The sequence below is a fragment of the Ruegeria sp. HKCCA4008 genome (assembly GCF_013033125.1).
Classification (GTDB): Bacteria; Pseudomonadota; Alphaproteobacteria; order Rhodobacterales; family Rhodobacteraceae; genus Ruegeria.
Window position 1 is genome coordinate 265,481 of sequence record NZ_WQDM01000003.1, and the last position, 12,978, is coordinate 278,458.

At 57.3% G+C, this 12,978-nt stretch carries 12 protein-coding genes and 1 pseudogene; 8 read left to right on the top strand and 5 right to left on the bottom strand.

Annotated features, from left to right (window positions below):
• The first annotated feature begins 106 nt into the window (after window positions 1-106).
• The 6 genes from GOW60_RS09305 (at window position 107) to GOW60_RS09330 (ending at window position 5,888) form a co-directional block, all read left to right on the top strand.
• Entirely contained in the window at window positions 107-775 is a 669-nt protein-coding gene (locus tag GOW60_RS09305; RefSeq protein ID WP_171118947.1) for a response regulator transcription factor, read from the top strand.
• Complete coding sequence (locus tag GOW60_RS09310; RefSeq protein ID WP_371813340.1) at window positions 772-2,139, top strand: sensor histidine kinase; 1,368 nt, start codon at window positions 772-774, stop codon at window positions 2,137-2,139. The genes GOW60_RS09305 and GOW60_RS09310 overlap by 4 nt, the downstream gene beginning before the upstream one ends.
• Window positions 2,140-2,651: 512 nt before the next feature.
• Window positions 2,652-3,539, top strand: coding sequence for an AraC family transcriptional regulator (locus GOW60_RS09315; RefSeq protein ID WP_171229068.1), 888 nt, complete (start codon window positions 2,652-2,654; stop codon window positions 3,537-3,539).
• Between the two features lie 113 nt (window positions 3,540-3,652).
• Complete coding sequence (locus GOW60_RS09320; protein WP_171229069.1) at window positions 3,653-4,606, top strand: alpha/beta hydrolase; 954 nt, start codon at window positions 3,653-3,655, stop codon at window positions 4,604-4,606.
• 60 nt (window positions 4,607-4,666) lie between these two features.
• Window positions 4,667-5,176 (top strand): nuclear transport factor 2 family protein, encoded by a 510-nt coding sequence (locus GOW60_RS09325; protein WP_171229070.1) that lies wholly within the window; start codon window positions 4,667-4,669, stop codon window positions 5,174-5,176.
• A 10-nt stretch (window positions 5,177-5,186) separates the two neighbouring features.
• The gene (locus GOW60_RS09330) at window positions 5,187-5,888 is read left to right on the top strand and encodes an SDR family oxidoreductase (protein WP_171229071.1); all 702 of its coding nucleotides are present in this window, start codon (window positions 5,187-5,189) and stop codon (window positions 5,886-5,888) included.
• A 2-nt stretch (window positions 5,889-5,890) separates the two neighbouring features.
• On the opposite strand, the gene GOW60_RS09335 is transcribed toward GOW60_RS09330, so the two are convergent.
• On the bottom strand, window positions 5,891-6,727 hold the full coding sequence (locus tag GOW60_RS09335; protein ID WP_171229072.1) for a LysR family transcriptional regulator: 837 nt from the start codon (window positions 6,725-6,727) through the stop codon (window positions 5,891-5,893).
• A gap of 91 nt (window positions 6,728-6,818) precedes the next feature.
• Here GOW60_RS09335 and GOW60_RS09340 point away from each other — a divergent pair, with 91 nt between their 5' ends.
• The gene (locus GOW60_RS09340) at window positions 6,819-7,814 is read left to right on the top strand and encodes a zinc-binding dehydrogenase (protein WP_171229073.1); all 996 of its coding nucleotides are present in this window, start codon (window positions 6,819-6,821) and stop codon (window positions 7,812-7,814) included.
• Between the two features lie 28 nt (window positions 7,815-7,842).
• Window positions 7,843-8,583, top strand: coding sequence for an SDR family oxidoreductase (locus GOW60_RS09345; RefSeq protein WP_171229074.1), 741 nt, complete (start codon window positions 7,843-7,845; stop codon window positions 8,581-8,583).
• 158 nt (window positions 8,584-8,741) lie between these two features.
• On the opposite strand, the pseudogene GOW60_RS09350 reads toward GOW60_RS09345, so the two are convergent.
• From GOW60_RS09350 to GOW60_RS09365, 4 genes and pseudogenes are all read right to left on the bottom strand, one after another.
• Window positions 8,742-9,533 (bottom strand): annotated as a pseudogene (locus GOW60_RS09350) (IS5 family transposase).
• Window positions 9,534-9,743: 210 nt separating this feature from the next.
• Entirely contained in the window at window positions 9,744-10,985 is a 1,242-nt protein-coding gene (locus GOW60_RS09355; protein ID WP_171229075.1) for a membrane dipeptidase, read from the bottom strand.
• A gap of 50 nt (window positions 10,986-11,035) precedes the next feature.
• Window positions 11,036-12,214 carry a carbohydrate porin gene (locus GOW60_RS09360; RefSeq protein ID WP_171229076.1) on the bottom strand — a complete coding sequence of 393 codons (1,179 nt, stop codon included), beginning with the start codon at window positions 12,212-12,214 and terminating at the stop codon, window positions 11,036-11,038.
• Entirely contained in the window at window positions 12,211-12,975 is a 765-nt protein-coding gene (locus GOW60_RS09365; RefSeq protein ID WP_171229077.1) for a DUF3299 domain-containing protein, read from the bottom strand. Before GOW60_RS09365 ends, GOW60_RS09360 begins: the two co-directional genes overlap by 4 nt.
• Window positions 12,976-12,978: the final 3 nt, after the last annotated feature.

Below are 12,978 nucleotides of genomic sequence, written 5' to 3' on the forward strand. Positions count from 1 at the left end.
GCGCCCTCCGCGCCACCGTGATCGCAAATAGAACTGTGGGGTTGATTCCCCCTCCCATCTGGCAATCATGGAGCGCCAACCTTGCGCGAAACTTGCAGGAGCCCGAATGCGGATCGTCATCGTCGAGGATAATGAGACCCTCGCCAACGCCATTGCCTATCGCCTGCGGGATCGGGGCCATGCTGCTGATGTACTGACAGACGGCGATGCAGCCGATCTGTATCTAGAGCAGGAAGGCGCGGACCTGATCGTTCTGGACATCAACCTTCCGGGTCGGTCAGGGCTTGAAATCTTGCGGTCGTTGCGCAACCGGGGTGACAGCGCCCCGGTTATTCTGCTGACCGCGCGCACCGAGACCAGTGACCGAGTGTCTGGTCTGGATATGGGCGCTGACGACTACTTGGTCAAACCTTTCGAGATGGACGAGCTCGAGGCGCGCATCCGCGCCCTGTCTCGTCGCAAGCAACTGGATTACGGCTCGCAAGAGACCATCGGAGAACTGGAATTTGACCGCACCGCGCGGCAGGTCAGCGTAAAGGGACAGGTGCTTGACGTGCCACGCCGAGAAATGGCTGTGCTTGAATGCCTGCTGGAACGGCGCGGCAGAATTGTCCCCAAGGGCCAGCTGACTGACTATGTCTATGGCGTGGGTGCGGATGTCGAAGACTCTGCCGTTGAACCTCATGTATCGCGATTGCGCAAACGCCTTCAGAACCTTGGCATTAGGATCAAAACCGCCCGCGGTCTTGGGTATCTGCTTGAGGTGCAGAAGTGATCAGGCATGGTTCGCTCCGGCTTAGGCTGTTCATTCTGATCCTGACGCCCTTGGTGTTGCTCGCGATCCTGCTTGGATATTGGCGCTACACGGTTGCCCGGGAAACGGCGCAAGAGCTTTTTGACGACAGCCTGTTATCTGCTGGTCTGGCGATCTCGCGCGATGTGGCGGTGTCAGACGGCGATGCTTTATCGCCCTCCACCCGCAGCTTAATCCGCGATGCATCGGGGGGAGAGATTTTTTACCACGTGACCGGACCCGGCGGTATCTACGTGACCGGTTACGCATATCCACCTGCCTCGGCAAACCCGACAGAACAGGACGTTTACCAACCCCAGTTTTTCGAAGCTGTCTATCGTAACGAGCCGGTGCGCGTATTGAAAATGACCGAACGGGTCACTCTGGATAACCTGGTAGGAGATGCGACGGTCACCGCATGGCAACGCATCGCGGATCGCAACGCGTTTGCCAATGAATTGTCGATCCGAGCAGCTATACTGATGGGCATCCTAATGGCCACCCTTGGCTTTGTCGTCTGGTTCGGCGTAGCGCGCGGCCTGCGACCGTTGCTAGACTTGCAGGACGCCATTGACCTGCGTTCGCCCGACGACCTCAGCAAGATAAAACGCCCGGTCCCGACCGAAGTCCATGGCATTGTTCAGACCCTGAACCGGCTGTTTGGGCAGGTCGAAGACAGTATAAACGCCCATCAAGTGTTTATCTCAGAAGCCGCACATCAACTGCGAAATCCAGCAGCCGCAGTCCAGTCCATGGCCGAGGCGCTGCGAGATGCAAAAACGGATGAAGACAGGGACGAACGCATTGTCGAGCTTGTGGCAGCAGCAAAGAACTCGGCCACTGTGGCGGAACAGCTGTTATCACTGGAACGGCTGCGGCAACCTACGCATCAGGATCAGATGGAAAAGATTGATTTCCGCTTGGTCGTTGAAGAAGCTTGTGCAGAGATGGGCGTACAAATTCTGGCAAATGGGATCGATTTTGAGGTCACGATGCCTGGGTCTGCAATCATGGTAACAGGGGATCGGGTATTTTTGACCGAAGCCATCAAAAACCTGCTGGACAATGCAGTTAAACATGGTGGCGCTAAGTTGAGCCGAATATCAATTGTGCTGCTCTGTGACGGAGGAAATGTCAAACTTACTGTGGCCGATGACGGAACTGGTCTTTCACCCGCCCAAAGCGAAGCAGCATTTAGTCGGTTTTCACAGCTAGAGTACTCGGAAGGCAGCGGCCTTGGATTGTCAATTGTCTCAGCGGTGGCAAAACGCCATGGAGGAGTGGTTGAAATCAACCAAGTGGAAAAAGGAGCGAGCGTTACACTTGAGCTTCCCATAGCCCTGTAAGTCGTTTCCAGCATTTAGAAGCCCGAAACTCTTCAATATCAAAGGGTACTCTTTGCGGTTGCAGCGAACTGGTGCTTCGTTGCGCATTGCGGTTGTTGCCGGACTATGTTCTGAACGGCTGGCCTCGCAACCATCGGCTAAATTTCCGCGTCATAACAAACCGCCCACGTCGATAAGACCGATGTTGGGTCAAGCGATCTATGGTTGAGTTGTGGCCGTTCGATGGAGCGCGTACGAGAGACTGCCTGGCGGAACAAAGCAAGCGCTCTTCTGAGACGCCTGTGTTCTGCTTTCCGACATAAAGCCGTTCCTGACGACCACTAGAGTCTCACACCCGTTTTTTTATGTATGTCCCCCGTCAGTGCAGATCAATGATGTCGCGTAGGCTGTTCAACGACCACATATTACGCCAGCAAGGTGTTTGATCCTGTACCAGTTGGCCCAACTTATCGAATGTTGTCCACGATGCGGATACCTGCAAATCTATCTATGTTGCCAGCCGGAGACATTCATTGCCTTTGAGATACGCTGATATCTATCCGTCAGAACCGCTTTTGAACAGCGATGCGATGCAGCGCCCTTCGGCGGCTGGTTTGATGTCAGTGCGGTATTTTCGGGCCGAACCTGATCGGATGCCCGAGGAAGTTTTTGCAGAACATCATGTCCTTCTGAACCTTCAGGAAAATGGGCATCGTGTTCAGAACTGGCGGGACGGCACGCTACGGGATTTCACCTTTTGCAAAGATGAAGTCATCGTGACCCCGGCAGGCATGCGGTCGGGGTGGCGATGGTACGGGCAGTCCGACGTGATCGTGATCACCTTGCATCCAGACAAGGTTCAGCGCTTTGCGCAGTCGGAACTCGGTATGCTGTTGGCGCCGGAGCAGTTTCACGACCAGCCGCAGTTTTACGACCCTGACCTATGTGCTGCAGGCGTCATTTTGCGCGACGCGCTTGAAGCCGACGATATGTCATCTGCGGTAATGTTCGAAGCCATGAGCCGGGTATTTCTGGTCAAGCTGCTGCGGAAATACGGCAAACGCCGCGCTGAAGAGGTCGAGCTGTCCGCGCGCTTTACCTCTCAGCACTATCAACGGGTGCTGGCCTACGTTCAGGACCGTTTGGATCAGACGATCACCGTCGATCAGATGGCGTCCGAGGCGGGCATGAGCCCCTCGCATTTCGCGCGGGTTTTCAAGGAGACGCTGGGCTCGACTCCCATGCAATATGTCATGGCCTACCGGGTCGAGCAGGCGATGAAGATGATGGAAGACCCGGCGCGCCCTCTGGGGGATATCGCCATGGCCTGTGGGTTCTCAGATCAGGCGCATTTCACGCGCAGTTTCAAACAGGTAGTAGGGCAGACCCCCCGCGCATTTCGTGCGGCAAATGCTGTCTGAAGCAGAATCTTTCAAAAACGCGGCAGTCCGGTACAAGTATGCCTGCCGTCGACAGCGTATCTCAGGTGTCATCGGGCTTATGCCCATCCAGAAAGACTTTGGGAGATATCGCTATGAACACCCTCGCTTTGAACACCGCCGCAGCACTTATGGCGTCGACGGCCGCCGTCGCGCAGGTTGAAACCCGCACCGTCACATTCGAGAACGAAGGCGCCACCCTGTCCGGCACGCTGTACCTGCCGGAAGAGCGCGGATCTGAACCGCTGCCGACGGTCGTCGTGACCGGGGCCTGGACCTCGGTTCAGGAACAGATGCCCGCCAACTATGCCCGCGAGATGGCCGAGCGCGGCTTTGCTGCCTTCACCTTTGATTTCCGCGGTTGGGGCAAATCGGGCGATCTGCCGAACAACGTGCGCTTCATCGAAAGCCCCGAGGCCAAGACATCGGACATCAAAGCTGCCATCGCATTCGTCGCGACCCTTCCCGAAGTGGACGCCGATCACATCAACGGTCTGGGGATCTGCGCCTCGGCTGGCTACATGGTCGATGCGGTCTCCGGCAACCCGCTGGTTCAGCGGCTGGGCTTGGTTGCACCATGGTTGCAGAATGAAGAGATCGTCGAGGCGGTCTATGGCGGCGCAGACGGTGTCGCCGGGCTGATCGAGGTATCCCACGCCGCCGAGGCCGCAGGGGGTCAGATCATTCCTGCAGCAGGCCCCGAAGGTGCCGAGGGCGTTCTGATGCCAATCGGCGGGTACTACTATGAGGCCGACCGTGGCGCGATCCCGGAGTATGACGACAAGTGGAACAATGCGGGCTGGGAAGGCTGGTTGACCTATCACCCAGCCGACAATCCGCAGCGTTTGGATAAGCCACTGGCCATTGTGCACTCGGAAAGCGCGGCGATCCCACAAGGCGTACAGACTTTTCTTGCCGGTTTCGCAGGCGATGCGACCGCGCAATGGCTGGAGGATGTCACGCAGTTCGATTTCTACGACAACCCCGAGGATGTCACCCGGGCGGCCGATACCGTCGCTGACCACTTCCGCGCCGGTTCGAGCAACTAAGCCCTGTCTGGACACCGAGCAGTCGTTCGGCGTCCACCCTCATCTATTCGGAGCATCCCCATGCGTAGAAAACTCAAATCGACTCTTGCTGCCGTCTCCATGATCGGAACCGCAGCTTTCGCCGAACCACAGGCAGGCATCTCGACCGCAATCACCGATATCGCGGCAGGCGCAGACCGCCACGACTGGGCCCGCGTGCGCGACGCGTTTGCCGATACCGTCACGACGGATTACACCAGCCTCTGGGGCGGAGACCCGGTTACACAACCCGCTGATGAGCTTGTGGCGGGATGGTCCGCCTTTCTGCCCGGTTTCGACGCGACGCATCATATGGTGACCAATCACACGATCACCTCTCTGTCCGATACATCCGCCATGGCACAGGCTGATTTCACAGCAACCCATCGCCTTGATAAAGACTTGTGGGTGCTGGGTGGTCGCTATGACTATATCTTGGAGACATCAGACGACCGTTGGGTCGTTACTGCGATGACAATGACGGCACTTTGGGAAACCGGAGATCGTGGGCTTGTGGCTCTTGCCGGCCAGCGCGCTGCCGAGGCGAATTGAGGGAAGCAACATGACCAGTCAGCGCATCGCACTCGTGACGGGAGCCAATCGCGGCATTGGTAAAGAAGTGTCCCGGCAATTGGCCCGAGACCACGGGATGAAGGTTTTGATGGGTGCACGCGATCTGGCAAAAGGGCAGGCTGCTGCGGATGAAATCGGATATGCGGCGGAAGCCTTGGAATTGGATGTCTCAAGTCCGGACTCTGTCGCTGCCGCCTTCTTTTTGATGGTTGAACCTATCTACGGTCGTCTCGATGTTCTGGTGAACAATGCGGGTGTGGACTATGACACCGACCAACAGGTCCACCTCGCCGATCTGGATCGGGTTCGCCGCGCTTTTGATACGAACCTTTTCGGCCCTTGGGATACCACGATTGCGGCGGTGCCACTGTTGCAACGCGGCACGGATGCTCGGATCGTCAACGTCTCATCTGGCGCGGGGTCGCTGAACAGCATGTCCGCCGGCACACCCGGTTACGGCGTTTCCAAAGCGGCTTTGAATGCGCTAACCCTCAAGACCGCTGCCGCGTTGAAACCCCTGGGCATTCTCGTTAACGCCGTGTGCCCCGGTTGGGTTGCAACAGATATGGATATGGGCGGCGGAGGACGTCCGATTTCTGAGGGTGCCAAGGGCGTTGTCTGGGCCGCGACCTTGCCGAAAGGCGGCCCAACCGGAGGGTTCTTTCGCGACGGCGTTGCAATTGATTGGTAGGTTTATCCGGGCGCCATAAAATCAATCAGCTTCCTGACCCGAGCGGGCAAAAGGCGACGACTGGGATAGACTGCGAACATATCCCGCGTCAAAGGGATAGTGTCCGTGACCTCAAGCCGTTGCAGGTCTCCGTCCACCATATCCAAAGGCAGCATCGCGACACCCAGGTTGCGGCGGGCCGCCTGAGCAATGACATCAAGGTCCGTTAAACTGTGCGCGGTGTGCTTCGGTTGCAGAGTTTCCCCGCTCTCAAGCACCCAGGGCTGACCAGCTGTCAGAGCGGGCAAAGCAAGAAAGTCCGGTCTGTATATCGGCCCGTCCAACGCACGCTCCCGAATGAAGCCCTGTCCCGCACAAAAGCAATAGGGAACCGACCAGAGCCGTTTCGCGACAAGGCTGGAATCTGTCAACGGGCCGACCCGAAAGGCCAGGTCGATATTGTCGCGAAAGAAATCCAACATGATGTTGGCCGTGGTCACCTCAAGTGCCACATCCGGATTCTGCTCCGCAAAATCCAACAGCCGAGGGCCAATGGTCGTGCGCGCGGCCAACGGAGGCGCCGTGATGCGGATGCTCTGGCGTCTGGTATCGTCGGTAAAGCCCGCGATACCCTGCAACGACTCAATCGGGTCCTGGCATCGATCCAGAAGGCGGCGGCCCTCTTCCGTCAGGCGAACCTGGCGGGTTGTCCGCTCGAACAGTTTGGTGCCCAGATGGCCTTCCAACTCTGCAATCCTTCGGCTGACCCGGCTGAGGGGTATACCCAGGCGGTCCGCAGCCCTGGAAAAGCTGAGATGGTTGGCGACGACAGTAAACAGGGCAAGGTCGTTGTAGATCATTATTCTAATTTTGGGATTATATCTTCCAATATCAACTATTATCTTCCGATGACGTGACCTCTACCTTCTGCGCAACAGAAGGAGACAGCTCATGCCTTTCGCCATTGAAATCACCCAGACCGGCAAACCGGACGTTTTATGCAAAGCCAACAGGGCGACGCCGACCCTCGGCGCCGGGGAAATCCTGATCCGCAACAAAGCCGGAGCGGTCAACTTTATCGACACGATCATCCGTCGCGGTGAGATGCCTGAGGGGATGATGCCCGATCTGCCTCATGTACCCGGTATCGAGGGGGGCGGAATTGTAGAGGAGCTGGGTGAGGGTGTCGAAGGCTTCTGTGTAGGGGACCGCGTGGCATGGATGGGGACGATTGGTGCCGGTGGGTACGGGACCCATTCAGTGATCGCTGCGCCCTATGTCACCCGGCTGGCTGAAACGGCGGACTTCGAAACCGCGGCTGCTATCCCTGTCAACGGGATGACCGCCTATCACTTGCTGGTCAATTTGGGTGGCGCAATGGCAGGCAAATCCGTGCTGGTTCACGCGGCAGCCGGGGGTGTTGGGACCATGGCACTGCACATCGCAAAGCATCTGGGCATGACAGTGATCGCTTCGACCAGCACGGACAAGGTTGGGTATGCCAAAGATCAAGGTGCCGATCACGTCGTCGACTATCGCACCGAGGACGTTACTGCGCGGGTGATGGAACTTACCGACGGGCGCGGCGTGGATCTAACGCTGAACCCGGTTTCCGGAGAGTCTCTGAAATCAGATCTCGATGTGCTGGCGCCTCTGGGCACCGCAGTTCTGTTCGGATTTCTTGCCGGTCCGCCCGCAGGCAGTTTTGCCGAGGACTTGGCGAAGCACTTCCGGAAATCCGTCTCGGTCCGTGTCAGCGAAATATACACCTATCTCGTCAATCGCCCCGATCAGTTTAGCGCGGATATGGCCACAGTGTTTGATCTGCTTGAGACGGGAATTCTGCGCCCGCAGGTCACCGCCCTGCCCATTGCCCAAGCCGCCGAGGCGCACCGCCGACTGGAAGCCGGTGAAACCACCGGCAAGCTGGTGCTGAGTATCGACTGATCAATCCAACAAAAAAGGAGCCATAGAAATGAGCACGGTTTTCGAAACCGCCCTGAAAGGCAAGCACATTGTGATTGTCGGCGGTAGCAGCGGTATGGGGAAGGCAACTGCAAAGATGGCCACCGCCCTCGGGGCAAAGATCACAATCGCAAGCCGCAGTGCTGCCAAGCTGCATGCGGCGGCAGACGAGATCGGCGGCGGGGTGCAGATTGCACCGGTCGATACAACCGATGAGACCGGCGTGAAATCATGGGCCGGTGTATTGGGCCCGGTGGATCACCTGGTGATCTCAGCCTCAAGTGCTGCGCATGGTGCGTTCACCGATCTGCCAACAGACGATCTGCGCGCCATGTTCGAGGCCAAGTTTATCGGCCCCTATTTGGCTGCGCGCGAAGTGTTGCCTGTCTTGGTCAAAGGCGGCTCCATCACATTCTTTTCCGGTGTGCTCAGCCGCCGCCCATCCGCCGGGGCCACGGGCCTCGGTGCCGTGAATGCCGCGGTTGAGGCGTTGGCGAAGGGGTTGGCGCTGGAGCTGTCCGGACGGGCGCGAGTGAATTGCATCAGCCCCGGCATGGTCGCAACCGAAGCCTATGCCGCAATGTCGGAAGAAGCACGTGAAGGCATGTTTGCGCAGGTTGGTGGCAGCCTGCCTGTGGGACGCGTCGGAGAGGCCGAGGACATCGCGCAAGCCGTGATCATGGCGATGACAAACAGGTTTTTAACCGGCTCCGTTCTGGATGTGGATGGCGGCCATCTTGTACGTGATTGACGCCTGACCCAAGTCTGGCGTTAAGAACACAGCCTGCCCAAAACAGCCTTTGGTCTGGCTTTGGTCAAAGCTGGCAAATCGTTTGAAGGCGGTGCGCAAGTTGGGCCGAACGCAAGCGCAGGCGCAATTTCTTAGGCTCCCGGCTCATTGATTTACAGCTAAGACAGAACGGTTGCCGCGAGAGCGCTTGCTGAGGGGGAGATCTTCGGGCGTCTGTCATACCGAGTGGCGACACGGCACCAGTCCTTCAGGCGTCCGAACATGATTTCAATCCTATTTCGTCGTTTGTAGCGGCGCTTGTCCTACCGGGCAGGCTTGCCGCGTGATTTGCGGCCTGGGATGCACGGTGTTAGTCCCTTGTCTACCATGGCTTCTCTGAACCCGTCGGCATCGTATCCGCGATATCCCAACAGCCAGTCAGCCGATGGTATACTGTTCACCAGAGCCCTGGCGACCTTGTAATCGCTCATATGGCCAGCGGAGATAAAGAACCGAAGAAGGCGACCGACGCTGTCAGTGGTGGCATGCAGTTTGGTGTTCATGCCGCCCTTGGTGCGACCGATCAGTCTTGCACGCCCCTTTTTTCAGCCGCAGGCTGGAGGACGTGCGGTGTGCTTTGAGGCAGGTTGCATCCACTGCCCGGCAGGGCATTGCGCAGCAATGTCCCGAGAGGGGATCATGAGGGTCTTATGATCGGCTCCCTCCGCAGCGAGCCCCATCATGATCCGAGCGAACACACCCATATCGCTCCACCGCTTCCAACGGTTGTACAGCGTCTTTGGCGGCTCATATTCGCGAAATGCATCAGACCACCGCAACCCATTACGATTGATAAAAATAATCCCGCTCAGCAAACGTCGGTCATCCACTCGCGGCTTGCCATGGCTTTTCGGAAAGTAGGGCCGTAAACGCGCCATCTGTTCGTCAGTCAGCCAGAATAGGTTGCTCATGATACATCTCTGAAACTCAGCAGCTTGAAGCACGCAGCCAAGGCGACGGCAACCAAATCAATGAGTCCTGACCTTAGAGTGCGCCCGTAAGGCATCGTTTTTAACAATCCGACGGGAGTTCGAGTCTCTCATCACCCACTATCATTCCCCAAAATTTCCTGCGCTGTTCCGCATCCGGGGCCAATCATCATTGATGCGGGTCCTGAACGTCTATCGCGAATAAAACCCTTCTCGCAGTTCCTGTCTGAGAAGCAGACGCTCGGGATATTCTTTCAGAAATTGTTCGGGGGGCTTGCCTTCCCAGACTTGCGCGTAAACCCGCATCTTGTTGCCGCCATAGATCTTTTCGAGGTCTTCATCGGAATAACCCCTGGCCCAGAGATCATCGGTGATTGCCGCAAGGATTTTGGCCAGCTCACCGTTGCCGGTCGCCCCTTTATTGAACGCGTCGATCATATAGCCGCCATCATCATACATGCTTGCGTTTGCAGTCGCGAACTGCACAACCAATTCAGTCGAGAACATGTCGTCGGTTGCGATCCCAACGTGGTCGACCCCAACAAGTTGGACATAGTAGTCGATCATGTCGGCGGCTTGCTTGGGTGAGATATCTTCAGGCCAAACGCCGTCCATCATCCATTCAGTGAATGTCGGAGAAACATAGCCGCCCGATTTGGCCGCTCGCAGGGCCTCGTCGTCGGGAATGGCCCGATAACACCCGCGTGGCGTCGCACCGGGTTCGTTTGCGTAAAGGCCGGCAGGAACCGAATGCGTGTAAACATAAGGCACGCCGGGATAGTTTTCGTCCATGTAGTCCATGGCGTCGTTGGCCGTTTTGGAACCCGTGTGGCTCAGGTCCAGAAGGATGCCGAAACGCACCATTTCATCGATCACCGACTTGCCCCAAGGGGTCAGGCCGATATCGCGCCCGTTATAGGCCGCCAACTGCCCCGACCCGGTGCGGAAGATATCGTTGTAGGCCAGGATCATACTCTTGATCCCCATATCCTTAAGCAACGCCATCTTCCTCAGGTCGCCATCCAGAATCGTCGCCGTCTGGCTGTTCCAGATGACCGCCGTCTTGCCTTGAATATGGGCAGCTTCGATATCGCGGGTTTCATTCACGATCAGGTAATTCTCTGGCTGTTGCGCCATCGCCGACCGGAAGTGGTAGTGCTGATCAAGAAAGGTCTCAAAAGACATATCCGCTGCGGCCAGCGTCATCTCATGACCTGTTATTCCGTTGTCCCGAGCCCGCGCGAAGTAAGTGTGCAGCTGTTCGTCTTCAGTCCAGCCGGTGCCGTAGGGGCTGGCCAACATGCCAAGAACGATTGTGTCCTTCACAAACTGCTTCGCCTCATCCGACGCGTCCCATGTCTTGCTTTCCTCGCTCGCGTGCAGCGCGGCACCGGATACGATTGCAATGGCGCTTGCGGCCAACAAAGTTTTCATGACTGAGCCTCCCAAATTGGTTTCGTGTGAATTGCTGCTTTCGAGCCGCATCAAAAAACGATCCGGGTGCGCAGGCTGAACAACGTGATGCTATCCTGATTGGCGTTCAGCAGCGGATTGGAAATGAACTGTAGTGACGGCGTGATTTGCAGACCGGGTGAGATTGAAAAGCGATAGAATGCTTCCAGCGTGAACTGATCGCCGTCGATGTTTCTTGCTTCGGCCCAGTTCAAACCCAAACCGGCCAGATCGGTGTTTCGGCCGTAATAGCCCAGCCCGGCAGAAACCGAACGATCATACAGCGCTGCCGTGCCTTTCGACGCCCCTGCCCGAAAGAACGGCATCCATTTGTTTTCGACAAACCAAGCCGCGGAAAACACGGCGCCATAATCTTCTGCACGGCTGCCATCGTCGGCCGCATCTGCATGCCAAAGGGTCAGGTGGACATTGTCGAAATAGATGCGATCAAAGCCCGAAGTGTAACCAATCTCAAACGATTTGAAGAGATTGCCATCGCTGAACACGTCAAAACTTGGATCAGACGGATCGGCGTTTGCGTCAGCAACGCTGGCAACGGCGTAGAAGTTTTCGCTCAGCTTTATCCCACCGGCAATGCCAATTCCCTGGTTGGGCGTGTTGATTGTCGGATTGGTGTTGAACGACAGGTTTTGGAACCCGCTGTAGGGGCTGACCAATCCATAGATATCCACAAAGTCCGTCACATCAATCTGGCCGACTTGCAGCGTCCACGCGCCGTTCTCGGCCCTTTGGGTCCAGAACAGGTTGGTCAGCAACAAACCATTGTCGTTGAAGGCTGTCCCGGTGATCGACAATGCGCCTCCGTCCAGCCCAAGGAATTGCGGGGCAACATCGGTGTATCCGTGCCGATCTTCGATTTTGAATGTCAATGAACCCCGCTCGGTTGCCTGCCAACTGCCGTAGACGCGAGCGATTCCACCTGCGGCTTCACCGGTTCCCAAATCGGCGTTCGTGGATTGACCCAACGCCAGGTAATCCACGTTGAACCGAAATCCGCTCTCGGCCAGCCGGTCTTTCCACCGAAACCAACCCGGCGCGATGTTGCGCGGAAATCCGGAACGGTATTGCGGATCGGTCAGGCCATCGCCAGGTTTCAGCTCGGCCTCGACCGAAGAAGGCCCGGACAACCCCTGCGCAGACGCCGTACCCGCGCAGGCAATACTCAATGCGGCAACAAGGCGCCTTATCATTCCGACGCCTTTGCGCCGCCAGTTTTACGATTGCCAGCAGCTCGGACGCGATCGGCTACACGCTGTCTCCATTCCAGACCGTCGGCCTTCGTTACCAGCGTTTCAACGCTGTCCGTCTCCAATTTGAAGGTTGCATTCATCGGCACAAGCCCATCCACGACCATCATGTTCTGAACCGAGGGTTCAATCGTCAGCCTACCTGTGAGCCGAACGGGTTCATGGAAGTAACTGGGGGCCCAGTCGCCGTTCAACCGCACCCGGATCATCTGATTGGGCGGAGGCGGGGGCATGTGGCTGCACATCCCGCGTTCTGGCACCAAATATGCAACCGCTCGCCCGTCCGGATCATTCGGCGCGGGAATGGCAAAGCCTGTCAGCGTAACACTCTGGCCATCAAGTTGCGGATTTCCGTTTGTTCCTGCCTTTCTTCGCCGCTCTTTCACATCCTCTCGCTGATCGAGCAGCCAGTCGACATCAACGCCACCCTCGGCCAAGGCGTCTTCAGTCTCGGTCAGAAGCTCTTGCCATTTCTGTCTTTCCTCAACGCTGCCGACATCCTGCTGCAACCTGCCGCGCAAGCGCACGACGAATAGGACATCGTCAAACTGTTCAGGGCTCAGATCACGATAAGGGTCATCGAACACCTGCACCGACGGATCCGGAAGGTCAGACCAGTCAAGCGTCGCATGGGGCGTTGCCATTGCGGAATGACCGCTCAGGACCAAGCCAGCGAAAACTGCGGCGCGAAACCAAGGGAACATCAA